Origin of the sequence: Argonema antarcticum A004/B2 (assembly GCF_023333585.1) — a bacterium.
GTDB lineage: Bacteria > Cyanobacteriota > Cyanobacteriia > Cyanobacteriales > Aerosakkonemataceae > Argonema > Argonema antarcticum.
This window is the reverse complement of sequence record NZ_JAIQZN010000103.1, coordinates 1-24,816: the sequence shown is the minus strand read 5'-3', so window position 1 is coordinate 24,816 and position 24,816 is coordinate 1. Positions and strand designations below refer to the sequence as shown.

At 44.7% G+C, this 24,816-nt stretch carries 26 protein-coding genes, 2 tRNA genes and 1 riboswitch; of the genes, 13 read left to right on the top strand and 15 right to left on the bottom strand.

All coding sequences use genetic code 11. From position 1 onward, the window contains the following. The first annotated feature begins 317 nt into the window (after positions 1 to 317). Positions 318 to 453: riboswitch (guanidine-I (ykkC/yxkD leader) on the top strand. A gap of 113 nt (positions 454 to 566) precedes the next feature. The 10 genes from LAY57_RS29595 to LAY57_RS29550 all read left to right on the top strand — a co-directional run bounded on the left by LAY57_RS29595 (position 567) and on the right by LAY57_RS29550 (position 9,125). Next, the gene (locus LAY57_RS29595) at positions 567 to 1,763 is read left to right on the top strand and encodes an agmatinase family protein (protein WP_249070766.1); all 1,197 of its coding nucleotides are present in this window, start codon (positions 567 to 569) and stop codon (positions 1,761 to 1,763) included. Positions 1,764 to 1,766: 3 nt separating this feature from the next. Beyond that, a complete protein-coding gene (gene hypA / locus LAY57_RS29590; RefSeq protein ID WP_249070765.1) occupies positions 1,767 to 2,147 on the top strand; it encodes a hydrogenase maturation nickel metallochaperone HypA in 381 nt (126 codons plus the stop codon). Then, complete coding sequence (gene hypB / locus LAY57_RS29585; protein WP_249070764.1) at positions 2,131 to 2,838, top strand: hydrogenase nickel incorporation protein HypB; 708 nt, start codon at positions 2,131 to 2,133, stop codon at positions 2,836 to 2,838. Before hypA ends, hypB begins: the two co-directional genes overlap by 17 nt. A 272-nt stretch (positions 2,839 to 3,110) precedes the next feature. After that, positions 3,111 to 4,196, top strand: a complete 1,086-nt coding sequence (locus LAY57_RS29580; protein WP_249070763.1) for an ABC transporter substrate-binding protein — start codon at positions 3,111 to 3,113, stop codon at positions 4,194 to 4,196. Positions 4,197 to 4,238: 42 nt separating this feature from the next. Continuing rightward, a complete protein-coding gene (locus LAY57_RS29575) occupies positions 4,239 to 5,084 on the top strand; it encodes an ABC transporter permease (RefSeq protein ID WP_249070762.1) in 846 nt (281 codons plus the stop codon). Between the two features lie 189 nt (positions 5,085 to 5,273). Beyond that, a complete protein-coding gene (locus tag LAY57_RS29570) occupies positions 5,274 to 6,047 on the top strand; it encodes an ABC transporter ATP-binding protein (protein ID WP_249070761.1) in 774 nt (257 codons plus the stop codon). Between the two features lie 127 nt (positions 6,048 to 6,174). Then, complete coding sequence (locus tag LAY57_RS29565) at positions 6,175 to 6,861, top strand: Uma2 family endonuclease (RefSeq protein WP_249070760.1); 687 nt, start codon at positions 6,175 to 6,177, stop codon at positions 6,859 to 6,861. A 207-nt stretch (positions 6,862 to 7,068) separates the two neighbouring features. After that, positions 7,069 to 7,335, top strand: a complete 267-nt coding sequence (locus LAY57_RS29560) for a QAALIT motif small membrane protein (protein ID WP_249070759.1) — start codon at positions 7,069 to 7,071, stop codon at positions 7,333 to 7,335. A 194-nt stretch (positions 7,336 to 7,529) separates the two neighbouring features. After that, positions 7,530 to 8,474: a DUF4419 domain-containing protein gene (locus LAY57_RS29555; protein WP_249070758.1), complete on the top strand. Its 945-nt coding sequence runs from the start codon at positions 7,530 to 7,532 to the stop codon at positions 8,472 to 8,474. Between the two features lie 132 nt (positions 8,475 to 8,606). Continuing rightward, positions 8,607 to 9,125 (top strand): hypothetical protein, encoded by a 519-nt coding sequence (locus LAY57_RS29550; protein ID WP_249070757.1) that lies wholly within the window; start codon positions 8,607 to 8,609, stop codon positions 9,123 to 9,125. Between the two features lie 73 nt (positions 9,126 to 9,198). Here the strand turns inward: LAY57_RS29550 and LAY57_RS29545 are convergent, their stop codons facing one another. The 8 genes from LAY57_RS29545 to LAY57_RS29510 form a co-directional block, all read right to left on the bottom strand. After that, on the bottom strand, positions 9,199 to 10,716 hold the full coding sequence (locus tag LAY57_RS29545) for a slipin family protein (RefSeq protein WP_249070756.1): 1,518 nt from the start codon (positions 10,714 to 10,716) through the stop codon (positions 9,199 to 9,201). A 63-nt stretch (positions 10,717 to 10,779) separates the two neighbouring features. Further along, the gene (locus LAY57_RS29540; protein WP_249070755.1) at positions 10,780 to 11,379 is read right to left on the bottom strand and encodes a YdeI/OmpD-associated family protein; all 600 of its coding nucleotides are present in this window, start codon (positions 11,377 to 11,379) and stop codon (positions 10,780 to 10,782) included. Positions 11,380 to 11,777: 398 nt separating this feature from the next. Then, positions 11,778 to 11,851: transfer RNA gene (locus tag LAY57_RS29535), tRNA-OTHER, on the bottom strand. 27 nt (positions 11,852 to 11,878) lie between these two features. Continuing rightward, positions 11,879 to 11,953 (bottom strand) — tRNA-Met (locus tag LAY57_RS29530). A gap of 872 nt (positions 11,954 to 12,825) precedes the next feature. After that, positions 12,826 to 14,226: a reverse transcriptase family protein gene (locus LAY57_RS29525; RefSeq protein WP_249070754.1), complete on the bottom strand. Its 1,401-nt coding sequence runs from the start codon at positions 14,224 to 14,226 to the stop codon at positions 12,826 to 12,828. A gap of 59 nt (positions 14,227 to 14,285) precedes the next feature. Then, a complete protein-coding gene (locus tag LAY57_RS29520; protein ID WP_249070753.1) occupies positions 14,286 to 15,197 on the bottom strand; it encodes a hypothetical protein in 912 nt (303 codons plus the stop codon). Positions 15,198 to 15,453: 256 nt separating this feature from the next. Continuing rightward, complete coding sequence (locus LAY57_RS29515) at positions 15,454 to 15,894, bottom strand: NUDIX hydrolase (protein ID WP_249070752.1); 441 nt, start codon at positions 15,892 to 15,894, stop codon at positions 15,454 to 15,456. Positions 15,895 to 15,905: 11 nt separating this feature from the next. Continuing rightward, the gene (locus LAY57_RS29510; protein ID WP_249070751.1) at positions 15,906 to 16,274 is read right to left on the bottom strand and encodes a hypothetical protein; all 369 of its coding nucleotides are present in this window, start codon (positions 16,272 to 16,274) and stop codon (positions 15,906 to 15,908) included. Positions 16,275 to 16,370: 96 nt separating this feature from the next. Here LAY57_RS29510 and folD point away from each other — a divergent pair, with 96 nt between their 5' ends. From folD to LAY57_RS29495, 3 genes are all read left to right on the top strand, one after another. After that, positions 16,371 to 17,243, top strand: a complete 873-nt coding sequence (gene folD / locus LAY57_RS29505; protein ID WP_249070750.1) for a bifunctional methylenetetrahydrofolate dehydrogenase/methenyltetrahydrofolate cyclohydrolase FolD — start codon at positions 16,371 to 16,373, stop codon at positions 17,241 to 17,243. A 136-nt stretch (positions 17,244 to 17,379) separates the two neighbouring features. Then, positions 17,380 to 18,306, top strand: a complete 927-nt coding sequence (crtE, locus tag LAY57_RS29500) for a geranylgeranyl diphosphate synthase CrtE (RefSeq protein WP_249070749.1) — start codon at positions 17,380 to 17,382, stop codon at positions 18,304 to 18,306. Positions 18,307 to 18,418: 112 nt separating this feature from the next. Continuing rightward, positions 18,419 to 18,874, top strand: a complete 456-nt coding sequence (locus tag LAY57_RS29495; RefSeq protein WP_249070748.1) for a divergent PAP2 family protein — start codon at positions 18,419 to 18,421, stop codon at positions 18,872 to 18,874. A 241-nt stretch (positions 18,875 to 19,115) separates the two neighbouring features. On the opposite strand, the gene LAY57_RS29490 is transcribed toward LAY57_RS29495, so the two are convergent. The 7 genes from LAY57_RS29490 to nadC form a co-directional block, all read right to left on the bottom strand. Then, positions 19,116 to 19,508 carry a hypothetical protein gene (locus LAY57_RS29490; RefSeq protein ID WP_249070747.1) on the bottom strand — a complete coding sequence of 131 codons (393 nt, stop codon included), beginning with the start codon at positions 19,506 to 19,508 and terminating at the stop codon, positions 19,116 to 19,118. A gap of 98 nt (positions 19,509 to 19,606) precedes the next feature. After that, positions 19,607 to 19,936, bottom strand: coding sequence for an MgPME-cyclase complex family protein (locus LAY57_RS29485; protein WP_249070746.1), 330 nt, complete (start codon positions 19,934 to 19,936; stop codon positions 19,607 to 19,609). Between the two features lie 27 nt (positions 19,937 to 19,963). Then, positions 19,964 to 20,686, bottom strand: coding sequence for a pyridoxine 5'-phosphate synthase (locus tag LAY57_RS29480; RefSeq protein WP_249070745.1), 723 nt, complete (start codon positions 20,684 to 20,686; stop codon positions 19,964 to 19,966). Positions 20,687 to 20,823: 137 nt separating this feature from the next. Then, on the bottom strand, positions 20,824 to 21,117 hold the full coding sequence (locus tag LAY57_RS29475; protein ID WP_249070744.1) for a hypothetical protein: 294 nt from the start codon (positions 21,115 to 21,117) through the stop codon (positions 20,824 to 20,826). A gap of 333 nt (positions 21,118 to 21,450) precedes the next feature. Next, entirely contained in the window at positions 21,451 to 21,906 is a 456-nt protein-coding gene (locus tag LAY57_RS29470; RefSeq protein WP_249070743.1) for a tellurite resistance TerB family protein, read from the bottom strand. Positions 21,907 to 21,983: 77 nt separating this feature from the next. Then, positions 21,984 to 23,741 (bottom strand): arginine--tRNA ligase, encoded by a 1,758-nt coding sequence (gene argS, locus LAY57_RS29465; protein WP_249070742.1) that lies wholly within the window; start codon positions 23,739 to 23,741, stop codon positions 21,984 to 21,986. Between the two features lie 23 nt (positions 23,742 to 23,764). Further along, positions 23,765 to 24,658, bottom strand: a complete 894-nt coding sequence (nadC, locus tag LAY57_RS29460; RefSeq protein WP_249070741.1) for a carboxylating nicotinate-nucleotide diphosphorylase — start codon at positions 24,656 to 24,658, stop codon at positions 23,765 to 23,767. Positions 24,659 to 24,816: the final 158 nt, after the last annotated feature.

Genomic DNA, 24,816 nt, shown 5'->3' with positions numbered 1-24,816 from the left:
AAGTCCGTTCTGAGGCATTCCTCTGTGATGTTAGAAGCCCACACTATAATCGCTTCGATTTAGTGTGGGTAGTTCACTTGCATCCTACTTAGCCCAAATACGCGATCGAACCATAGGGGCGCAGCCACTGCGTCCCGATTCTTCATTATTGTTGAAATTATGTAGCTTATAATACTTTTTCTATTTCCAGGTATTGATACAAATATGTGGAGCGAATAAACTTAACTAAGTAATTCGCAAACATAAAGAATTTCCAATCAATTGCCAAATGTAAAGTGGCAATAAATCTGTACGGCAATCTTGTTAAAGCAGAATAGTTAAGTAGCTTCTAGGGTTCCGGTTTAAGTCTTAGCGACTTAAATGGCTGGTCCAAGAGAAGCAAGTCAGCCTCTCAAAGTTTTCTGACTTGAGGAAGAGGAAATGACTACACGGCGGGAAAAAAGCCCGGGAGTGAGTAAATGATAGTTATCTAACTGTCATTACTTTCCTGGGCTTTTTGCTTTGTTCTATCTCCAATCATTCTGCAAAAATAGCGTTTCTCAAATCAACCAAAATCCCAAATCGACATGACCGAACAGCCTATTTTTCAAAACCCAAACTCTAATTCCCATCCAGATCCATCTCAGGCACAACGGGCGCTGGAACTAGAAGCACAACTGCCCCTAACTGGTTGGCAACAGGAGGTTTCCAGAGGTTTAGAATTTGGATTAGAAGCAGCGGAAAGTATACGCGATCGCACCATTCCCACCTTCTCTCGCGGCGAACTTCCCCACTATGCAGGCATTAACACTTTCATGAAAGCGCCTTACATAGAAGATGTTCGTAAAGTGGGCGAATACGATGTGGCAATTGTCGGAGTTCCCCACGATTCCGGCACCACATATCGACCCGGAACTCGTTTTGGCCCCCAAGGAATTCGTCGCATTTCTGCACTCTACACACCCTACAACTTTGAATTGGGAATTGACCTGCGCGAACAAATTACCCTCTGCGATGTCGGCGATATTTTTACCATTCCCGCCAACAACGAAAAATCATTTGACCAGATTTCTAAAGGCATTGCCCACATCTTCAGTTCCGGCGCATTTCCAATTATTTTAGGCGGCGACCACTCCATTGGTTTCCCTACGGTACGGGGGATTTGTCGGCACTTGGGTGATAAGAAAGTCGGCATTATTCACTTCGATCGTCACGTCGATACCCAAGAAACAGACCTCGACGAACGGATGCACACCTGTCCTTGGTTCCACGCCACCAACATTAAGAATGCACCCGCGAAAAACCTCGTACAACTGGGGATTGGCGGTTGGCAAGTCCCCCGCCAAGGCGTCAAAGTTTGCCGCGAACGCGCCACCAACATTCTCACCGTTACCGACATTGTAGAAAAGGGAATTGATGCTGCTGTAGACTTCGCCTTAGAACGCGCACTGGACGGCACAGATTGCGTGTGGATTAGTTTTGACATCGACTGCATCGACGCCGGATTTGTCCCCGGCACAGGTTGGCCCGAACCGGGTGGTTTATTACCCCGCGAAGCCCTTGCTTTGTTAGGTAAAATTGTGCAGCGTGCGCCCGTCTGCGGATTAGAAGTCGTGGAAGTTTCTCCGCCGTATGACATCAGCGATATGACTGCACTTATGGCAACTCGCGTAATTTGCGATACGATGGCACATTTAGTGTTGTCAGGTCAACTGCCGCGTAAGGAAAAACCCTATTATATTCATCCAGCAGCAGAACCAGAATTAGTTGCAGAGTGGAGATGAGCCGTGCATGAAACTGACATGACAAAGGCGCTAATTATAACAGTCAAAGATTGGTGGGAATCTCAACCAGTACCACCCAAAATATCCTGCATTCATCTAATAGTAGGAAAGTTCACCTGCGTTGAACCCGTTAGTTTGCAATTCGCCTTCAATGTACAAAAGCAAAACACATTTTTAGAAGGGGTAGAACTAGCTATTCAGGAAACGCCGCTAATAGCCTTTTGTCATCATTGCCAACAAGAATATCGTCCTGAAATTGGCATTCAATATGATTGTCCAACTTGTCGATCGCCAATGGAAGATATTCGCTCTGGACGAGAGCTAAAAATTGACCGGATTGAATATTGTTCTGATTCTGCCAAGACTTATGCACCAAACCTTTGACGCCGCTTTAGGAATTAACTTGCTCCATGCTAATCAGGAAGGAGCCGACCATAATCGCGCCCATTTTGATGAATGGGGAATTATCTGCTTAAATGTGATGAGCAGTCCTGGTGCTGGTAAAACTGCATTGCTAGAAAGAACGCTAGCCGTCCTCACCCACGAGTACAAAATTGCGGTAATTGAAGGCGATATGACCACCGAATTAGATGCTGAACGACTGCGTAAATATGGAGTCCCGGTAATTGCCATTAATACAGGTCGTTCCTGTCATTTGGATTCCAAAATGGTAGCGGGTGGGATTCATCAATTATCATATCAATACAATCCTGCTGAATTCGATCTTGTACTGGTAGAAAACGTTGGCAATCTCGTTTGTCCGGCTGAATTTGAAGTCGGCGAACACGCTAAAGTTGCCCTTTTGAGCTTGACAGAGGGAGAAGACAAACCACTCAAATATCCCGTCATGTTCCAAGAAGCGGATTGCTTGTTGATTACCAAGATGGATTTAGCGCCCCATCTGGATGTTGATGTCGATCGAATTGTGGCGAATGTCCGACAAATGAATCCTCATGTTGCGATCGTACCTGTTTCTGCAAAGACAGGAGAAGGGTTAGACGCTTGGTTCGACTGGGTTCGGTCTTGGATCGCGCGATCGGCCCCTGCTAAACAGCAACTATCCGTTGTCCATTAGACATCTCCTTTCAAAGAATGTAGAGACGTTGCATGCAACGTCTCTACAAGGGTTCCAGCTTTGTAGCTTTGTAGGTTGGGTTTCGTGCCTCAACCCAACCTACAAAGAAATGGCTTAAAGAAACCGGGTTTCTGGAGTGTAGTTCATGCAACTGAAAACCCGCTATAAACTAACTGACGAATTTTGTAACAAACATAACAAAATAGTGACTCCTTTACCTGCTACATCTATGCAATTGTTCTGTCAAAAATCATCATTGCCAACAGCAAAAAATGAAAGTGCGATCTGGTTTCACCAAATCTGGGCTAACGCCCAAATCGCTCCTATCCTTCTTTATCCTTTTTCTTGCCACACTCACCCTTGTCGTAGCTTGCGTCAACCCTGCAACCTACATCAAAACAACTACTGAATCAAATTCTAACGCCTCCTCTGTGGTTGCTGGTTCCGTCCGTTTGGGATTTAGTGCGTGGCCGGGTTGGTTTCCTTGGCAAGTAGCACAAGAGGAGGGAATCTTTCAAGCAAATAAAGTTCCGGTAGACCTGAAATGGTTTGATGGATACTTAGAATCAATTAGCACATTAACAGCCGGACAAATAGATGCTAACAGCCAAACTCTGGGAGATACTGTTAGCTCCGTATCAGGTGGGGCAGACCAAGTAATTGTGCTGGTAAATGACAACTCCACTGGCAACGATAAAATTATTGTCCGGGAAGGTATTAATTCAATTGCTGACTTAAAAGGCAAAAAAGTAGCTGCTGAAGAAGGTACAGTAGATCACTTTCTGCTGCTATTGGGACTGAAAAAGGCAGGTTTATCGCCCCAAGATATTCAGTTTGTGCCTCTAGAAACAGGCAAAGCAGCAGCAGCATTTGTGGGAGGGCAAATCGATGCAACGGCGGTATTTGCCCCATTCACCACTCAGGCATTAAAGCGTGCGGGTAGTAAGGAATTATTTAGTTCTAAAGACTTTCCAGGAGCGATTTCAGATCATCTAGTATTCACGCGCAAATTTGTGGAAGAACATCCCGATCGGGTGCAAGCATTGGTTGATTCTTGGTTTGTCACATTGGACTACATGAAGGCAAATCTAGATAAAGCTTATGAAATAATGTCGAAACGAGCTGGTGTTCCTGTTAGCGAATATAAGGAATACGCCGATGGAACTCAGATTTTTACAGTTGAGGAAAACCTGAAAGCGTTTGAACCGGGCAACGATTTAAATTCTTTACAGTTTGCAGCTCAGGAAATGACTAAATTTCTCACAGATGTGGGTCTGGCAAAAACCAAACCGGATCTCAGCAAATTATTTGACGATCGCTTCGTCAAAGCTTACGCCGAGAAAATCAAAAAAGCCTAAGCGAATCGGCATTGACACAAAAATCTAAAATCTAAAATTTTTATGAGCCAAGAGTCTGGATCGATTCAAGATTTCATCCGAGCTAAAAAGCTAAATCCGACTGTTTTCTGGCGACTCGCTGAAGACATTCCCAAACCTCTCAATACAGTATTGATTCTTACGTCGATCGCAGTTCCTGTGCTGCTGTGGTGGTTGGTAACAACATTGGGGAACATAGACCCTAAGTTTTTACCTTCACCGGGTAAAGTGCTGGAGGCGTTTGGAAGGCTGTGGAGTACTCGCGAACTCCTCAAGGATACTGTCGCGAGTCTGTGGCGCGTCGGTGTTGGGTTTCTATTGGCGGCAAGTCTTTCCATTCCCGTTGGGGTGTTGATGGGCAGTTTTGCCAGTGTTCGCGCCTTGCTGGAACCGCTGTTTGGGTTGATGCGGTATATGCCTGCGCCTGCCTTTATTCCCTTGCTAATTCTGTACTTGGGTATTGGGGAGGAACCCAAAATTACGCTCATTTTCATTGGGGTGTTTTTCTTCAACTCTCTGATGGTGATGGATACGGTGAAATTCGTCTCAAAAGACTTGATTGAAGCAACTTATATGTTAGGAGGAAACCGTTTACAAGCTCTGCTTCAAGTCATTTTTCCCCATGTTTTACCGGGAATACTTGATGCTTGTCGGATCAATTTGGCAGCTGCTTGGCAGTTGGTAATTGTCTCGGAACTGATTGCAGCGAACGAAGGTTTAGGCCGTCGGATCAGCGTGGCAGGTCGATTTCTGAGAACTGATGAAATTTTTGTCGGGCTAATTGTTATCGGGGTAATTGGACTGACTTTCGATTTGTTATTTCAGTACCTTTTGCGGGTTTCCTGCAAGTGGTCTAGCCAAAAACGATAATTTCTGCCGAAGCGCTGTAGCAAAGTAAATTGTAGGGGCGGGTTTGGCGATGATTGGGATCGGTTAGCAACAAATTATCTACCAAACCCGCCCCTATGATCGCGCTATGAAGAAAATCATTTAATTGTACCTCATTCGCCTGCAAGCCACTGTAATAACAAACCTGTTTTGATTTAGGAGATTGAACCTATGTATCTGCAAGTTAACAATCTGCACAAACACTTTGAGACAAATCATGGCAAATTAGTTGTCCTCAAAGACATTAATATGAAAATTAAGCAGGGCGAATTTATCTGCGCTGTGGGTGCTTCGGGGTCAGGAAAATCTACTCTGCTGCGACAGATTGCCGGACTTGATATGCCTACGTCTGGGGAAATCAGAATTGATGATGTGCTAGTCACTGGGCCAGGGCCCGATCGCGGTATGGTATTTCAGCACTATACGCTTTATCCCTGGATGAGCGTACAAGATAATACGGAGTTTGGACTCAAGCTTCAGGGTGTGCCAAAGAAGAGGCGGCGCGAACAAGCTAGCTATTATCTTAGTGTGGTAGGGTTGTCTGGGTTTGCCAAAGCATTGCCGAGAGAGTTATCGGGGGGGATGAAGCAACGAGTGGCGATCGCACGCGCTTTAGCTTCGGAACCGAAAGTGCTGTTGATGGATGAACCTTTCGGTGCATTAGATGTCCATACCAAAGAATCGATGCACGAATTCATGTTAGACCTTTGGCGGCGTACTAACATTACCGTCTTTATGATCACCCACGATGTAGAAGAAGCGGTCTTCCTCTCTAACCGCATCTATGCTCTGGGTGCGCGTCCCGGCACCGTGAGGAAGGAAATTACGATCGATTTACCCGATCGCACTCACACAGTCAAACGCCACTCTACTTTCCACGACTACCGGGATGAACTGATGGATCTGATGCGTAGACACGGACAAGAAGCTCTAGCCGCAGCATAATATCCCTTAGAAACCCGGTTTCTTCAACAATACCTTCACCAATTTAAAGGTATTGTTAGAGAAATCGGGTTTCTAAGTCTAGAAATTAACATATAATGACTATTAAATATCAATTAGAGTTAGTGCCATGACTGCCTCAATTCTTACAGTCAGCCCAACAACTATTAACAAGACTTTGTATCATTGGAAACCCGCAGATTGGGAAGACTACTTAGTCTATCGCGATGATAAAACTAACAACAGAATGCGGCTATTTTTTGATTTTAATCGTCTTTTGGTAATTAATATGGGTTGGGAAGGAATCAATCACGCTACTATTAATGAACTGTTCACACTGATATTTGGTTTCTGGTTTTTGAATAAACCAGAACAGATATACAGTTTGCTAGGGGGTTGCTTGCTTGAAAAACCGACAAGGCAAGCGGGTGCGCCAGATTTGGTACTTTATTTAGGTGAAGATTATCCTCGTTGGCAAGAAGGAGAACCGCGTCGAATTGATTTAAGTCAGTGGCGAGTACCTAATTTGGTTGGACAAGTTTCCGATACAACTCTGGCAACAGATTTAGATGAAAAGAAAAAACTTTATGCGAATATGGGAATTCCTGAATATTGGGTAATTAATGTGAGAGGTTTGCAAGTGATTGCATTTCAGTTGCAGCCAAATGGCATTTATCTAGAATGCGCGACATCTTTAGCACTGGAAGGACTGCCTATTGCGTTGTTAGAGGAAACTTTGGCACGTTTGAAAGAGGGCACAAATGGTAGTGCGGCTAGTTGGTTTGCACAACAAATTGCTAATTTGAAAATAGAATAAGCCCAAAAAGAAATCCCGGTTTCTGAAACACCCATTAAGCCATCAAAGACTACCCAACTTTGGCCGACACCATTTTGGCGAGGGTATTGTTCAAGAAATCGGGTTTCGGGGTGTTTATTTACACATACCTACTTAGCTGTGATTGGAATCACTTAACGGCAACATTATTGTCACCTTCCCTCACAGATTCCCATCACGCAGGGCTAAGTGAAAACCGTTGATAGTAATACTAACGGTGTATCTGCGGTGATTGGTCTGTCCTTGGGGGAGTTTATCATGTTAGAAAAACTAATACTAGCAGCCGCAATAACATTTTCGCTTAACTTTTTTCTGGGAGTCAGTTCCCAAACTACTAGCCAGATTGATTCAGAAGTCTACGTAGGCAAAACTACAACGGGAACAGTAATTCCACTGAATAGCCATGACACAGTGGAAATTCCTCTGTCAACTCAGTCCTCTGGTTTTTTAGATTAGGTTAAGCTTGAAGCCAAATCTTGTATCAGATACTATCTGGGCTACCTACCTATATCTGATATCACTATATCCCTTAACGTCAATAGCTTTATCTCTATCTAAATAGGAATAAAAAATTTTCCCAGTTTCACCCGCAGCACTAACACCGACAAGCAGACCAAGGTATAATAATCCGCTATATAGATCTCCGTACTATGAGCGATATAGCCCCCGTTATAAGTCAGAAACCAGCAGAGATTTGTTTCCAAGTCGATGATGTAAAACCATGTCAAGACTTGGTTGCAGAACAAAGCGCTCTGTTACAGTTTGAAAAGTGCTTTGGGAGTCCGGTACTTGCATTCAGTCACCACCCGGAGTTCCCACTTGTAGAAGATACCAGCGACAATGCTTTGGTAAGCGCAGTTCATATAGCTTTCAGCCAACATCGACCCTTGCTGCTTACTCCCGATGCGATTTGGATGACGATCGCACAAGGTTTTGCACATCATATAAATAATAACGCTGAAGCACTTCGTTCGCGTTTTGTGCGCCACCAGGGAAAAATTGTACTTAAATCTGAAGCAGAAGAACTCACGCAACCTCACCACTGGGAAAAAGCTATAGAACAATGGGTTAAAGGTATTCGCGCACAGGTAGGCGCAGATTTGTACGATTTGATGGAGTGCAATTTCAGCACCACCACGCCAACAATACGTACTGCAAGTCATGTGGTGATAATGGATGCTTTCCAACAGTATTTTGATTATGTGCTGTCGTGCATTTGCGGTATTCCTTTCGTTACTTTGCAAGGTACGGTAGATGACTGGCGCAGCATTCAGCATCGCGTCGAGAGGATAGCTGAATACGATCTGGATTGGTGGACACAAAGGTTATTGCCAATTTGTCAAGGATTTGTAGAAACAGCTGAGGGCAAACCTTCGTTAACTTTTTGGCGTCAAATTTACAAACCTGAGTCAGTTTACGGCGGAGAAGTAATTACGGGATGGTTAGCCGACCTCTTTCCCTACCTCAGAGATTATGTCACAGATGCTCCCACAATTAAAAACCCAATTCTAAATATAGCTCGCACAAATATAACTGTTGAAGATGGCATTTCAACGCGATCGATTCCCGTTGGCTTGTCCCGCGCTCCGTTTTAACTGAAGACAGCGCTAGGGGAGCGCTCGCTAGAAATAGTTGCAGGTTTTATTGGTATTAAACAACATCCAGACAAGGGCACTCTTCAACCCGAAATTGGTTGGGCAGTTCGAGAACAGGATAAGTTTGCTAAGTTGTTGGATTTGTTACAGCAGGAACATGAAACACAACCACCTTTGGAGCAATCGGGAAATAATCATATTCCTATCCCGGATAATATGCCGGGAGAACTTATCCAACTGTTGGAACGATTTAATGGAGCTACTTTATTTCCAAATACGGAACACAGTTGGCGGGTGCGATCGATAAAAAAATATGCACAAATGAAGTACCGCTCACACAAGTATGCGACGGCTTTTATTGACCTAAAAGACGGTCGTTGTATTGCTTATGTCTATGTAAGTCGGCCAAGGGGAAACTGGCAATATGGAACGGACAAATACGAATACGAGTGGTGGATTATTGTAGGGCAACCTGTTAGTGTTTTGGATTCATATTCTCAACGGGAAGTGAAGGTGCTTAAGCCAGATAAATCAGGGGTTATTGCTAAGGGAATCCCGCAACTATTTGAGCGAATAATTCAAGCAAAGGGACGCTACTATTTCGATGCGCCTGACTTTATTCCCGATGACTCATTCGATGAGGATAATTAATGCCGATCGCCTTATTTTGTTAGACTTAGCAAAGAAACCCGGTTTCTATGATTCCAATTTCTAAGTGTCAGGTTTATTCCCTGTTGATGCGAATTAAGTCCGTCAAGATGTTATCCAAGCTGCCGTTGACTTGAATTCGATCGATCTTCTCAGCAATCCGTTCTAGCACTTCCAGTTCCTTCAGACGCAGCGCAACAGGATTATCCTCCATCACTTTAGCCGTGTTTAACATACTGCGAGTCGCAGCAGTTTCTTCACGGCGACGCACTCCGTTAGCTTGAGCAGCTTTTTCCGCCTCTACAACCTTGCTCAAAATAGTCTTAATCTCACCAGGGAGAATAATATCTTTTACCCCAACCGAGTCAAATTCAATTCCATAGTCTGCGGTTTTCTGACGAATGTATTCAGCAACACTTCTATCAATTGCCCCCTTATCCTCCAGTAAGCCATCTAGGGTTCGTTCGCCTACCGCCCCACGTAAAGCAAATTGTAGTTCCTTGTATAAGAAACCAGCCACATCTGACAAGCTGTTTTTTGCTTTGATTGGGTCTACTATGCGGAAACCAGCAGTTAAATTCAAGCGCAGAGGTACTTTATCTTTAGAGAGGATGTCTTGACCGGATACTTCCATAGTTTGCAAGCGGAGGTCAATTGTTTCCGTTTGCCAAGAGCGTCCAAATATCCACCAAGCGTGTATTCCTGGTTGAAGTTGTGTTTGAAACTCTTCATTAATGTAGAGTAATCCAACGTGCTGTGTTGGTACTTCCCGAATGTGCAAAAAATTGCGGACGATTTCTGGAGCATTCAATACTAATTCTGCCACTAAATTATCTGGCAATTTAGCATCATTGCTGATGTCAATTACTTCTACTTCCACACCTTTCCAAAATAGTCTGCGAGTAGTTGGCGGTAGGATGGAAATGACTTTACCTCGATCGCGTACAATGGCTACTTGTTGATTTTGTAATTCAACTATCTCACAGTAAGCCGCGACAAACTCAGGATGTCGCTCAATCAGCACATCCTCTGAGGGAAAGCTTGGATTGGGTACAATACGGCTGAGATTACGGACTGAAACATCTCGATCGACAGCCCAAAAAGCGTACTCGCCCGGTTCGAGCGATCGCACAAAGTTATTCTGCACGTAAAGCAAACCAATTTCATGCTCTGAAATTTGGAACCTCTTGATTCCATTTAAGGTACTTCCACGTATTTGCTGTACGAACTCGGCAGGTAATTCCAAGCTTTCATTCAAATTGAAAAGATGAGATTCTACCTCAATAAAACCACGCCAAAAAGCCCGCAGTTGATTGGGTGCAATACTGACCCAATTTTGGCCCGATCGCACTAAAGCAGTTTGATTAAATCCAGTTCTTATTACTAAGAGATATTCCTGTAACTCCGAACTGCGATCGCGCAGCAACAGTTCCAAGTTCTCAATCTTTGCCTCTGGTTGGTTGAGATCGTAAGTTTTTACTTGCCAATGCTGACCAAAATAAGTGTAAGTACCGGGCTGCAAGATTTTCTTAAAATCACTGCGGTGATATAAGATGCCAATTTCGTTAGGTTTGATATAAAACGTTTTCCACATAGAAAATGGCCAAGATAATTTGGGTATTCGCAGTCGAGATAACATTCTTGAGAAAGACATTTATTACTTTGGTTTCTTGTTTTGCGCTGCTGAACTTATGGTTTGCTCGATTCGCTTTGACCTTGTTTCTAGACGTTTAGCACTTTCAATCCAAAATAGTATATTCTTTTTGGATGATTTGCTTAATGCCTCAAAATATTGATTGGCAATTTCATTTGTTGCTAATGCTTGCTGTAAGTCATCTGGGATAATTAATGCTTCGATCGCATCTAGGGTATTCCACGAACTGTCTTGTTTTGCGGCTGCAATTTTTGATAACCCAGCCTCAGTCATCAAACCTCGGTCGATAAGTTCCTGAATATACTGCTTATTTAATTTTGACCAGACGCTTTTCGGTTTTCGAGGAGTAAATATTTGCATATAACGTTCTTCATCTAAACCTTTAACTTTACTGTCAATCCAACCAAAGCATAAAGCTTCTTTGACTGCTTCGCTATATTTAATGCTTGGCTGACTACTTTTTACTTTGTAATAAATTAGCCATATACCAATAGAAGTGCGATGGTTTTTCTCCAACCATTCCCGCCATTCTTTGCTATTTGCGGCATAAAAGGTTTCTAGCTGGGTATCGAAGTTTGGCATGGCGGTAACGTTATTAGGCAAGGAGTCAAGAGTTTTTTAATGCTTTGCTTACTACATATACTACACTATATTTTTAAACTCTGCAAATGTAGGTGTTTACAGTTCAGTTGCGGGCAAATTGCGTCTCTAAAACTGGATTAAGATGGCTGCTACTTTCCTCTAGAATACCCAAGGGCTATCCAGAAAAAGATCGCAACGCTCAAATACACCGTTCGCTTTGCCAGTTCCAGAAACCTGGATCGGTCAAATGAAGGGACATACTCAAGTTAGGGAGAAAACAATTGCACTGGCTCCTTTACAGTTACTACCGAGCATCACAAAGTGACAACCAGTAATACGCACCTACATCGCAGAGTTTGTAATAGAGTTGAGGAAAGCTACTTTTCCAGAGTAGTGTCTTTTGACCCGGACAGGGTTGGTGGGGCAGAAAGTGGATTTGAACCACTGACATTTGGGGACAAGCCCAACGAGCTACCAGGCTGCTCTATTCCGCGAATTTGTCTTTTGACCCGGACAGGGTTGGTTGAAAGTACAGGAATCGAACCTGCGACAAATTGGTTATGAGCCAATTGCTCTACCAGTGAGCTAACTTTCGGGGAGTTTGATGTAGGGCTCGAACCTACGTCCTGCCGATTAGATCGGATGCTCTACCACTGAGCTAATCAAACTGTGGAGTAGTGACCTATTACTGTGCGGTATACGCTCAATCCAGAGGTAGGCGCACCAGTTGGGCATACAGAACCCAAACCATAGCCAGTTAATGTATTACTACCTTGTTACTCAATGTAGCACGAGAAATGTAGGTTGGTAGCGGATTTCTTAGATAATATTATTTTTAAACTCTGCAAGTGTAGGTGTTTACAGTTCAGTTGCGGGCGAATTGCATCTCGAAAACTGGATTAAGATGGCTGCTACTTTCCTCTAAACTACCCAAGGGCTATCCAGAAAAAGATCGCAACGCTCAAATATGCCGTTCGCTTTGCCAGTTCCAGAAAACTGGATGTGGACAACGAAGGAACATACTCAAGTTAGGGAGGAAACAATTGCACTGGGTTCTTGGCTGTGACTACCGAACATCACGGGCGATGAACGGTAGCATAACACCAACACCGCAGAGTTTACCAAACGAAAACAAATTTTAACCAAAACAGATAAAATCTGTCTTAGTTTTTACCAAATCTGTAAGTACGAAGGTGCCTTGTCCCAAACAAGGTGCCCTTACTCAGGGCGAGAGTGTTTTTGCTGAAAGTACAGGAGTAAACCTGTTACCGATCGGCGATCCACCGATCGCTCTTTTAAAAGAGTTAACTTTCAAACGGTAGTGACATATAGCTCGGCGGTATACGCTCAATCCAACGGTTGGCGTACCAGTTGGGCATACAGAACCCACACTACTGCTTTGCACAATGTATTTCTACCTTGTCACTGATTATAACCTAAGTAGATCGAAATTGTAGAACTATGCCCCTACCTATATTTTTCTCTGATTCGTTTCACCTGTTCTTTAAACTCTGCACCAAGTTCGGGATTAACCATTGCCACAAAGTTGGCAAATCCCTGAATTGAGGCAATTAAATCTGAAGAATGACCCCAACGTTTCCCTGACAAACCGTCTTTTTCAATCTGATACAAAGTGGCACGAAAGCGTTTGAGAGTTTTCTTATCAACATTGGCTTTATCGTTAACTATAACTCCAGTTACATCTTGCTGTCGCGAATTGCGAAGGATTCTGGTTTTCTCTTCATTAATCACAAAACCTTCGTGTTCGACTATTGATTCGGTGCGTCTCAATACGTTACAAATATGACGGAGGTTATCGCCAGAGGCAGAAAAAGTTAGGTCGTCGGCGTAGCGAGTATAAACAAAACCCAATTCTTCTGCCATTTGGGTGAGGCGGCGATCGAGTCGGCGGCAGAGTATATTGGTAATGGCTGGACTGGTGGGTGCGCCTTGGGGTAGGTGACGTTCGGTAAGTGCTACATAATAAGTTTTTCCATCTATTTCAACTTCTTCAACATCGGGTTCTGTACAGAGTAAGCCAAAAATTGTGGCGGCTGCTTCCGAATAGCCGATCGCGTGCAAAAGTCCTTTGACTCGCTTATAGGAAATTGATGGGAAAAAGTTCTTTAAATCGAAGTTGATTACAACTTCTGCACCGACGTGAGGCTGGGCGTTACTAACAATTGAACGTCCTTGGCGAAAGCCGTGGGCGGCTTTGTGAAGTTCGACTTTTTCAAGTATATTAGTAAGTAGCCAATGTTGTGCTTGTTTCAGGCGTGGCATTGGGGCTGAAATGATCCGATCGCCTCCCGTCTTTTTAGGTATTCTGAAGCGAAGGTAGTGAGAAATTGGAGATGTTTTGCGGGAAAAGGCGAGAAAGCGCAATTGTCCGATGTTAATTCCCATCGCACTGGCAATTTGTTCGGCTGTGTTATAAATCGGCAAGCCATAACTTTGCAACCGTTCTTGATTGCATTCGGTATAGTTGAGTCCGCCGGAAACGCGATCGCCTAAATAAACAATCTCCTCTTGCTTCCTTTGTCGCCAAGCTTCTGCGCGTTCTTGTCTTTCCCGTTCCCGACGTTCTTTCGTCTCCTGACGCTTGCGCCGCGACTCCTCCAGTCGTTGCTGATATAACTGCTTCTTGAGTGCCTCTTCACTGTTGAGGATGCGGTTTTGTTTGTAGAGGTCGCTAAGTTCTGCCTGTATTTCCCCACGACGACGAATTTCATCAGCTGGATCTTGCGGCATTTCGCCTTGGGCAGGCCAAAACCCCAGGCGAATCATCTCTTCCAGGATCACCTCTTCTCTGGAAGATTGGCGGATGCGATCGTACAGTTCTTGACGGGTTCTGGGTTGGTCAGACATTCGATTTTGGATTTGGGATTTTAGATTTTGGTTTGCAAATTTGCCATCTGAAATTCCGATTATGGCGTTTTATTTGCCAACCACAAACCTACGTTACGCACATAAGTTTTGATATCTTCTAAAGCGCGTGTTTCTGTCTTCATTGTATTACCGGGAGGTTCGGATACAAAGCTGGGACAACCTATATCCGCATTCCAATTATAATCGCAGAAATGATGGAAAGTCGATTCTGCTACCCCGCGTCCTTGCCCGTTCCCATCAGGATCTTTAGGCCACTCGAAGGCAACAGCGAGATTAAATTCGCGTCCCGAAACCTGGCTAGTGCCGATCGCAATTACACGCCCGTTGGTTTCGCCTGGAGGAACTCCTACCGCGCCTTCGTGGGGATGTGCCGGGAAAAATTCAATTACTCCCGAAGGCGAAGCCGGATTTTTCAATAATTGGTGAACTGGTTCGCTGGGCGTAATTTTTTGATAATCGCCATTGCGTCCAGAGTGATAGTTCGGCCAAGAAATATTCTTGGTGTAGATGTCATCAATGACGCGACGAGATTCGTCTGGATCGGGATTATAATTTTGGAAAAAGTGTGCCGCACCAACACCGCAGAGATTGCAGATAGACGAACCTAAATCCTGATGATCTCGCGTTGCCAAAAAACCACCGCCACGGTTATGAAATGCCGTAATGCCTGCACGATCTTTTTCTGTCAAACCGTCACCGACATCGACTGCAAACAACCATAACTCGTCGAAATCCGACTCGCCGAGGTTGCTCAAAATGGGGTCATTGCCTTCAGCGTCCGATTCTCGGTTACGCGCCTTCACCTCAAAGAGGTAGTTCCCCGCGTCGTCTTTGACAGAAGCGAGATAGTCGCGCAATAATGAGAAGCGATCGATACTCCAGTCATCTTCGGTCGCCGGAATTGTCGTCTGCAACAGAATGCGAATAGGTTTTTCCATAACCTCTGCCATCTACAGCCTCATCAGAATATGTCTTATTAATTTGATTAAAAGCCTAAAGTCTGCCAAAATAAAGTTGAAAGATTAAAAAAAATTAGGTGCGATCGCTTTGCTGACTAAAGGCATATTTTTTTACCATTATCCTAAAGCAGTACCACACTTGACAACATATAGTAGTATATTACCCCCTGACGCTAAAAAGGTCAACCCCCAAAGTTAGGCTGGCTGAACTCTTGTGATAGAATCGGCAAAAGCAATCGCTATTAATTTAAACCTTCATTGTATCTCGCTCAATAAAATCTAACAAAATTCGTTGATGACGGGGACTCAAAGGACACACCTGTTCTGCTTTTTCAGAATAACGCTCACCCTGTCTAATTTCATCGGGTGTTAATAATCCCATATCCCAACCTTCTCCTAATACTAAATCCTTCAGTTCCACCGTAAGCGGTGCGTGAAAAACGTGGCGCAAAACGTTGGGATCGGGATAATGGCCAAAAAATGATACTGTTGGTGGTGAGTAGCCAATTTCCTCTAGGAGTTCCCGCTTAACGGCGTCATCTGGGGTTTCACCAGGCTCGATATGTCCCCCGAAAAACGCCCAGTGACCGGGATATAGTATATTGGGAATGTTGTCTCGCAGCTGTAGGAGAAACTGGTTATCGCAATATAGAATTGCGATCGCTACATGAACTCTTTCGTTACTCATACTCCATCCAGCTATAGCCGTTCCTGTTCTTTAACATAAACTTCCCCTAAATCGCGACCACCTAAAGGAATACTTTTGTATTGTACCTGACCTTTGATTAAAACTTCCTTCTTTTGGGGAAATTTATCATTAGTTATAACCAAGATAATACCAGTTGAGTCTTGCAATTCATAAGCTCGTGTTCCTAAGAAAGGAACTTGCTTAACCACCTTACCTTTAAGGTAAACCGTAGCATCGGTATCCCGATCTTTTTGCAGTTGATTGATTTGGGTGACAGGTACATTGTCTCTCGAAAAGAAACCGATCGCACAAGCAAATACTCCTCCTAACAGTAGCCCGATCGCACCAGATCGCCAGATGATAATTTTTGTTAGCTTCATAGCCCTTTCCTTCTGTGATGGACTTCAAAAGTCGAAGTAAATATGCGAAACTGATAAGAGCGGATTGCCACAGACATAGATGCCACTTAAACACCAATGGACGCTAAAATTGCCCAATTACTAGATGGTAAAACCCTAGCTGAAAAGATTCATTCAGAACTACAACAGCGCATTCAGGAATTGCACCCTAAAATAGGGAGAGCGCCAGGTTTAGCAGTGCTAATGGTTGGCGATAACCCCGCCAGCGCCGCTTATGTGCGGAATAAAGAGCGAGTTTGCCAAAAAGTCGGTATAGCCTCCTTCGGGCAGCATTTCCCATCAGAAACTACCCAGGCAGAACTGGAGCAAGTCATTCAGTCGCTCAATCAAGACGATCGGGTTGATGGCATTTTAGTACAACTGCCGCTACCTGACCACCTCGATGCCATAGCGCTACTCCACCAAATCGATCCAAACAAAGACGCCGACGGACTCCACTCAGTTAACCTGGGGCGCTTGGTGCGTGGGGAACGGGGATTGCGGAGTTGCACTCCAGCTGGGGTGATGCGCCTCTTAGAGGAATATGAAATTAACCTCAAAGGCAAACAAGCTGTTGTGGTGGGACGCAGCATTTTGGTGGGCAAGCCGATGGCGTTGATGCTGCTAGAAGCTGATGCTACAGTGACGATCGCGCATTCCCGCAGTCACGACTTAGCCGCCATTACCCGCAATGCCGATATTCTGATTGCAGCTGTGGGTCGGCCAAATCTCATTACAGGTGATATGGTCAAGCCAGGTGCGATCGTTGTCGATGTCGGCATGAATCGGATTACCGATGATGCCGGGAATTTTCGCCTCGTGGGCGATGTCAACTTTGATGAAGTCAAAAGTGTAGCCGAATTTCTCACCCCTGTACCGGGGGGCGTTGGCCCCATGACTGTTGCCATCCTATTGCAAAATACAGTCTGGAGTTACAGCCAAAAAAGTTAATTGGAACTGGGCAATTTTAGATTTTAGATTTAATCTGAAATCTGCAATTTAAAATTTGCAATTCTTCTGCGCCTAGCCCAATGCCCAATTCCCTGTAAAATTGTTACGGACATAGACACGCGCAAGGAATCGAGGGATGGTAGCTACGGATGACAAGCATTCGCCACAGGGGGAATCCCCTACCTTTAATCTATCGGCTTACTTAGCCCAGCGACAGGTTTTGGTGGAAGCAGCTCTGGAGCGTGCCGTCCCCATCACCTATCCTGAAACGATATATGAGTCCATGCGCTATTCCTTAATGGCCGGGGGTAAGCGCCTGCGTCCCATCCTTTGCCTAGCCACTTGCGAACTAGCTGGTGGTACGCTGGAAATGGCAATGCCAACAGCCTGTGCCTTAGAGATGATCCATACCATGTCGTTGATCCACGATGATTTACCGGCAATGGACAACGACGATTATCGGCGAGGCAAACTGACCAATCATAAGGTCTATGGCGAGGATATTGCGATTTTGGCTGGGGATGGCTTGTTAGCTTATGCCTTTGAGGTTGTGGCCCAGACTCAAAACGTTCCACCGGAACGGCTATTGCAGGTGGTTGCCCGATTAGGTCGTGCTGTAAGTGCAGCTGGGTTAGTGGGTGGTCAAGTGGTTGACCTGGAATCTGAAGGAAAGCCGGATATTACGCTGGAAACTCTTAACTTTATTCACACTCACAAAACCGGATCTCTTTTAGAAGCTTGTGTGGTTTGCGGTGGGATTATAGCCGGGGTATCCGCAACTGATTTGCAACGCCTATCCCGTTATGCTGAGAATATCGGGCTGGCGTTTCAGATTGTGGATGACATTCTCGATATCACGAGACCTAGCGAGGAGTTGGGCAAAACGGCTGGCAAAGACCTCCAAGCTAAAAAGGCAACTTATCCCAGTCTTTGGGGGTTGGAGGAATCTAAGCAAAAAGCTCAGCAACTGGTTGACGCTGCTAAGGCCCAAATGGCACCGTTTGGAGAGAAAGCTCGACCGCTACAGGCGATCGCAGATTTTATCACCACTCGCACTAACTAAAACTCTTTGGGGACGGATTTAACCAGACAATCTATAATAAACCCGTCCTCAATAAAGCGAACACCAGAACCTTAAGAATCCACGCATCCTAAATCCCAAATCCAAAACCGATATGCAGGACTTTGGCCACATCCTAGACAACCGGGTGTTGCTGGTTGCTCTTTTAGCTTGTCTAATCGCTCAAATCTTGAAGCTCGTCATCCACTTGATCCAGCATGGTAAGGTGACCGTAAGAGTTTTGGTGGAAACTGGCGGTATGCCTAGCGCCCATTCCGCCTTAGTGGCTTCCTTGGCGGCTGGTGTGGGTCAGACGGTCGGATGGGCTAGTGCCGAATTCGCACTGGCAACCATTTTTGCCATCATCGTCATGTACGACGCTGCTGGGGTGCGTCAGGCTGCCGGTAAGCAAGCTCGCATCCTCAATCAAATTATTGATGAGTTATTTCGAGAACATCCTACGTTTAACGAAGACCGTCTGAAGGAATTGCTCGGACACACACCTTTTCAAGTGATTGTAGGCTCGGCGCTAGGCATAACTATTTCCTGCTTGGCTGGGCCAGCTTATTAAAAATTTCAGATTTTAGATTGCAGATTTCAAATTTAATTTGAAATCTGCAATCTAAAATCTAAAATTTGAAATTACTTATAGCAACCTTCTCGGCAGTTAGGACGTTCTTACTTCTTCCCCTTCTTCCCCTAGTCCCTAGTTATATAGCAACTTTAGGGCCATTAGGGCATCCTAAAACGCCAGAGCCAATTCACAGCAAGCATTTCACTTTTGACTTTTGACTTTTGACTTTTGACTTTTGCTATACTTGCGATCGCAGCAGGGTTACCTTTTGGCTATCGACTACCATGACCCAAAAACCGCGATCGCTTAACGCCTTCAAAGTATCTGTAGCATCCTTTTGATTGCTGGTATGCAACGCCAGTAAGTAGGGTCGTTGTCCGTAGGAAACTAAGCCTACGTTCTTCCCTAACGCTTGCTGCACCCGCTCTGCCAGTTCTGGTTGGTTGAAATAATCTATCAGTACAGCATAACCAGTTCCCAGGGGTTTGGGATTATAGGCAGGTAAATTCTCTGTAGGGGGTGTTCCTGTCTGGGCGACTGCTTTCGACTCAACGACAAATCCTGGCAACCCAGCAATAGCTGTGGCAAAAATCAGTGTCGCGTAACACCCCTCGATCGCAATTTTACGCATAGCTTTTTCATCGATCGAGTGTCATTTGTCAATTATCATTGCAAAATTTTACAAACGACGACTGACAAATGACCGTTGACTAATTATTAAGTGGGAGTTTAGGAGACTGGCGCTAGGGAAGCAAGGGGATCTGGGATCTTCTCCGACGGGGCTTGGAATTCTCCGGTGACTACATACTCCAATCGTAGTTTGAGCCAAGTAATAAATTGAGGATTGGTGGAAATTACCGCCACACTTGGCTGGGGGCATTTTGCCTTAACAGCGGCCATTTCCGGTACTTCCAGGAAAGCTGGCTGTTTGACAAGCCAAAAATCAATTTGTTTTTCTTGCTCTTGATAGTTTCTGGTTCGTTCCTTCAGCACTTCCTCAAAAGGTTCTTCTTCTAGCAAAAAGCGCTGACTCGCTAAAACGTAGTGGTAAGTTGGCATCTCAATTCAAAACTCAAAATTCAAAACTCAAAACTCTCCCCGCATAGCCTGTTTCATCTCGCGGACGGCTCGCTCTAGTCCGACTAAAACGGCTCGACTAATAATTGTATGACCAATGTTGAGTTCTTCCATACCTTTTAGGCAGGCAACTGGGTAAACGTTCCAATAGGTGAGTCCGTGTCCCGCGTTTACGCGCAAACCAGATGCTAGAGCATATTCGCACCCTTTGGCTAACACCTCTAATTCCTTCTCCCGATTCGCTTCATCATGGGCCTCGGCATATTTGCCGGTATGCAGTTCAATAAATTTTGCTTTTACCTTGACAGCCGCATAAATTTGTGATGGTTCGGCATCGATAAACAAGCTCACGGGAATTCCCGCATCTTGTAATTTAGCCACAATATCACTCATGCGTTGGATTTGTCCCGCCACATCGAGTCCCCCTTCGGTGGTGACTTCTTCGCGACGTTCGGGTACGAGGGTGATGTAGTCGGGTTTGATGTCAAGTGCTAGAGCCACCATTTCATCAGTAGCCGCCATCTCCAAGTTTAGATGAGTGCGTACCGTCTGCCGCAATATGAGTACGTCGCGGTCTTGGATGTGTCGTCTATCCTCCCGCAGATGGACGGTAATGCCATCAGCACCTGCGAGTTCTGCCAATACCGCCGCTGCAACAGGGTCAGGTTCGATCGTGCGGCGTGCTTGGCGGATAGTAGCAACGTGGTCAATGTTAACGCCGAGGGTAGGCAATTGGGATTCTCCTTATGCGTAGAAGCGTCCGTCCTTAATCTTACCTGAAAGGTTGAGGGGTCTTGCGGCATCACCGGTAAAATGTAGCTACCGCTACATTTTACCGGTGAATAAAAATGGACTTTCATCTAGATAACTTACCTATCCCAATTTGTATTGCCTAGTTTAGGCAAGACTTCAAAATATATAGGGATGGCTCTTTTATCATAAATTAAGCTCACAACTATCAAATTAACCAATCCCCATTGCGTGCGATCGATCGCGATATATAATACTTCGGTTGGTTCAAAGTTTTTAGCCAACCAATAGGTGAACAATGGCCACCAAATTCTTTCTATTGTTAGGTGTGGTAGCGAAAGAAATCTCTGTAACTTCTGGCGACGACTTTCAAATAAGATTTTTTGGGGAAATTGATTGGCTAATTCTTCCAACTTTACTCTTCGATGCTGTTGTCACATCACAACTAATATAAATAAAATTAAAATTTCTGCTCTTTTTAGCTGCGTTTTTAGGTGCTGGGTGTAAAATAGTGGTAGTAAATTCATTTTTTTTCATCAGTTAGGTCTTCTTGAGAATAACAGACCTATTTTTTTTGACAACAATCGGTCAACCCCGCACGCAGTAAGGGGTTGACCGATTGTTGTCTCCCCGTCAGGGTCATTGTATGAGATGTCAATCGCGCATCCAATCTTATTGGGAATTTTGTCTTTCCTGCGGATGGACTCATTAAGAGTCCATCACTACTAACTCCAAAATAGATGAGATCAAAGATCGAATTCTTGTGGATTAATACCTACAGCGTGGCAGGCTTCTTTTACTACTTTCTTTTCATCTTTATCGAAATTGCCATCCGCACCCCCAATAATAATGGCGATTTGGATAATTGCACGTCCTTGGTCTTGTTTTTGATTCAGTTTTGCTATGGCTTGAATAGCCTCAATTTTACCAAAATTGAAGTCTTGCGATAGCTTATCACAATAAAAATTGAATTTTTCCCTCAACTCCGATGCTGGGAATATTTTCAGTGTTTCATTTGAAAGGATTAAATCGCTAGTTTTTTGTCTTTCGTTTGCATCTATACTGCCATCAGCAGCTGCAATCAAGGCACATATTGCCATTGAGGCATTGGCAAAATCGTTATTTTTGAATTTGGAAATGCTCGTTTGTAGAGAAGTGTTAAAGTTTGATGCGTTTTGTTTTAACTGATCCCAGAATGACATTTTTTTCTCCCCTATTTAGTAAACACTGATATTCTTACACTAACCAAATTACTGCTTAGTGCATTGGTAAAGACAAATTACATTCGCTCTAGAACTTGAATTCCCAGTAAAGATAAACCCAGTTTTAAAGTTTTGGCAGTCAAATCGCAGAGAATTAATCGGGAAGTTCGCACTGGTTCCTCTGATTTAAGCACTTCCCACTTGTCGTAGAACTGATTGAACTTCTTGCTGAGTTCATACAAATACTCACAAAGGCGATTGGGCAGCAAATCTTGCTCCACGTTACCAAGAATTTCGCTAAGCTGCACTAAATGCTTTGCTAGCACCAATTCTTCTTCTTCGTGCAACAGAATTTTAGCATCTGTTCCAAATTTTTCCAAGTCAATATCACCTTTGCGGCTAATACCCTGAATTCGGACATAAGCATAAAGCAAATAAGGTGCTGTATTGCCTTGCAGGGCTAGCATCTTATCGTAGCTGAAGATATAATTGCTGGTGCGGTTTTGGCTCAAGTCGGCATATTTAACTGCACTGATACCAACCACTTTGGCAACATGGTCAATAAATTCTTCAGTTTCCGATCGTCCTTCTTCCTTCAGTCTAGCTTCTAAGTCAGCACGGGAGCGATCGATCGCTTCATCAAGCAAATCTCTCAATCGCACAGTTTCGCCAGACCGGGTTTTCAGCTTTTTGCCGTCTTCCCCCTGTACTAATCCAAAGGGAACGTGAACCAATTCAACTTGATCTGGAATCCAGCCAGCGCGTCTGGCTACCTGAAAAAACTGAGCGAAGTGATTTGTCTGTCCGGTATCGGTAACATAGATAATGCGAAGAGCCCCATCTTGCTGAATCCGATACCGCAAAGCTGCCAAATCTGTTGTGGCGTAGTTGTAACCACCATCGGATTTTTTCACGATTAAAGGCAGAGTATCGCCAGCTTTGTTAGTAAATCCTTCAAGAAAAACGCACTTAGCCCCAGCATTTTCTACTAATAAACCTTGCTTGTCCAAATCTTCCGCTACTGCTGGCAACAAAGGGTTATAGAAAGATTCCCCTCTTTCGATCAGCTGCACATCCAGCATATCGTAGATCGCCTGAAATTCTCGCCGCGATTGTTCGCACAGCAGCTGCCATGCACGACGGGAGTCTTCGGCACCAGCTTGCAATTTTACCACTTCTTGGCGAGCAATCTCTTGGAACCGCTCATCTTCATCAAACCGCTGTTTAGCTTTGCGGTAAAAACTGACTAAATCGCCCAAATCTACAGCATTAGCAGTGGTTAAAGCTTGTGGGCAAACTTCTCTCAAGTAGGCAATTAACATTCCAAACTGAGTACCCCAGTCCCCCACATGGTTCAATCGCAGAACATCGTGACCCTCGAATTCTAAAATTCTGGCAATACAATCACCGATGATAGTTGATCGCAAATGCCCGACGTGCATTTCTTTGGCAATATTAGGGCTGGAAAAATCGACAACCACCCGTTGAGGACTTTTCGTCGGTGCGATTCCCAAGCGAGGATCTGCTTGGATAGCATTCAGTTGCGCTTCCAGGTATGACGGTTTCAGGGTGAAATTGATAAAACCTGGCCCCGCTACCACTGGCGGTTCGCAGATGTCGGTAATGTCAAAATACTGAACGATTTTTTCTGCGATCGCACGCGGCGGTTGGCCCAATTGCTTAGATAGGGAGAGTGCGCTGTTGGATTGATAATCGCCAAATTTAGGATTGCTAGCAGACACCAGCATTAGGTCTACTCCAGCACAGCCAGGGCCAAAGGCGGCAATTAAAGCCTGCTCAAATTTAGTTTTGAGTTTTTCAAGGGTAGGATTCATTGACTTTCTGCCGGGAGATCGGGCTAAGTGCTTCTTTCATCTATCCTACTAACATCTATGTTCATACTCAAATCCAGCCAAGGTGACCGAGTAATCGGCGCACTGCTGGAAATGTAGTCTACCCCAGTTTCCGCCACAGTGCGGATAGTGTCCAAAGTGATGTTTCCAGATGCCTCAATTTTGATGCGGTCATTTTCCTGACGAATCATCTTTACTGCTTGACGCATCATGTCGAGGCCCATATTATCCAGCATAATGATGTCAGCACCGTGCTTGAGAGCTTCTTGCACTTGGTCTAGCGTTTCTGTCTCCACCTCTATTGTGAGGGGATAGGGAATTTGGGAACGAATGCGTGCGATCGCCTTACCTATCCCGCCTGCCGCCTCAATATGGTTATCTTTGATCATTACGGCATCATCTAGCCCCATGCGATGATTGACAGCCCCTCCCAATAGAGTTGCGTATTTTTCCAACAACCTCAATCCCGGCGTTGTTTTGCGGGTATCTGTCAGTCGAGTCGGCAGATCGGAAATTTGCCCTACATACTTATTAGTGAGTGTAGCAATCCCACTGAGGCGCATAGCGATGTTTAGGGCAACCCGTTCGCCCGTTAGCAGCGCCTCGTAAGGCCCGTGAATTCGAGCAACTACCTGTCCCTTCTGGCATGGGTGTCCCTCAGCGACAATCGGAACAAAGCTTACCCTCTGGCTTAAAAGCTGGAAAACTCTTGCAGCAATGGGTAATCCAGCCACTATGCCTGATTGCTTAGCAATCCAATCAGCTCGTCCTACTCCCACTTCTCCAGCGAGTAGGCTTTGCGTCGTGCGATCGCCCCGACCAATATCCTCCACCAACCAACTCTGAAGCAGATTATCCAGAACTATCCAGGACGGTAAAACAGCGACGGCACTTTCCACTGAAATTTCTTCCTCAATTTTTTCGGTTCGCAGAGCTAATTTACCTCAAATCGCTCTACACAAGGGCACTTCAGCCCTCCAAAACTTTTTTGAATTTCCCCCTTGACAGGAGATAGTGGAATTGTTATATTGATTAAGCGGTCGGGAAAGCACAGCGC

Excerpts from the sequence above, each read along its gene's own strand:
- LAY57_RS29555 (WP_249070758.1), top strand. The coding sequence starts at position 7,530 with ATGAGCGATATAGCCCCCGTTATAAGTCAGAAACCAGCAGAGATTTGT.
- LAY57_RS29570 (WP_249070761.1), top strand. The coding sequence starts at position 5,274 with ATGTATCTGCAAGTTAACAATCTGCACAAACACTTTGAGACAAATCAT.
- LAY57_RS29525 (WP_249070754.1), bottom strand. The coding sequence starts at position 14,226 with ATGTCTGACCAACCCAGAACCCGTCAAGAACTGTACGATCGCATCCGC.
- hypB (WP_249070764.1), top strand. The coding sequence starts at position 2,131 with ATGCACCAAACCTTTGACGCCGCTTTAGGAATTAACTTGCTCCATGCT.
- LAY57_RS29515 (WP_249070752.1), bottom strand. The coding sequence starts at position 15,894 with ATGAGTAACGAAAGAGTTCATGTAGCGATCGCAATTCTATATTGCGAT.
- LAY57_RS29510 (WP_249070751.1), bottom strand. The coding sequence starts at position 16,274 with ATGAAGCTAACAAAAATTATCATCTGGCGATCTGGTGCGATCGGGCTA.
- crtE (WP_249070749.1), top strand. The coding sequence starts at position 17,380 with ATGGTAGCTACGGATGACAAGCATTCGCCACAGGGGGAATCCCCTACC.
- LAY57_RS29545 (WP_249070756.1), bottom strand. The coding sequence starts at position 10,716 with ATGTGGAAAACGTTTTATATCAAACCTAACGAAATTGGCATCTTATAT.
- LAY57_RS29495 (WP_249070748.1), top strand. The coding sequence starts at position 18,419 with ATGCAGGACTTTGGCCACATCCTAGACAACCGGGTGTTGCTGGTTGCT.
- LAY57_RS29595 (WP_249070766.1), top strand. The coding sequence starts at position 567 with ATGACCGAACAGCCTATTTTTCAAAACCCAAACTCTAATTCCCATCCA.
- LAY57_RS29565 (WP_249070760.1), top strand. The coding sequence starts at position 6,175 with ATGACTGCCTCAATTCTTACAGTCAGCCCAACAACTATTAACAAGACT.
- argS (WP_249070742.1), bottom strand. The coding sequence starts at position 23,741 with ATGAATCCTACCCTTGAAAAACTCAAAACTAAATTTGAGCAGGCTTTA.
- folD (WP_249070750.1), top strand. The coding sequence starts at position 16,371 with ATGGACGCTAAAATTGCCCAATTACTAGATGGTAAAACCCTAGCTGAA.
- LAY57_RS29580 (WP_249070763.1), top strand. The coding sequence starts at position 3,111 with ATGAAAGTGCGATCTGGTTTCACCAAATCTGGGCTAACGCCCAAATCG.
- LAY57_RS29485 (WP_249070746.1), bottom strand. The coding sequence starts at position 19,936 with ATGCCAACTTACCACTACGTTTTAGCGAGTCAGCGCTTTTTGCTAGAA.
- LAY57_RS29490 (WP_249070747.1), bottom strand. The coding sequence starts at position 19,508 with ATGCGTAAAATTGCGATCGAGGGGTGTTACGCGACACTGATTTTTGCC.
- LAY57_RS29470 (WP_249070743.1), bottom strand. The coding sequence starts at position 21,906 with ATGTCATTCTGGGATCAGTTAAAACAAAACGCATCAAACTTTAACACT.
- LAY57_RS29575 (WP_249070762.1), top strand. The coding sequence starts at position 4,239 with ATGAGCCAAGAGTCTGGATCGATTCAAGATTTCATCCGAGCTAAAAAG.
- LAY57_RS29520 (WP_249070753.1), bottom strand. The coding sequence starts at position 15,197 with ATGGCAGAGGTTATGGAAAAACCTATTCGCATTCTGTTGCAGACGACA.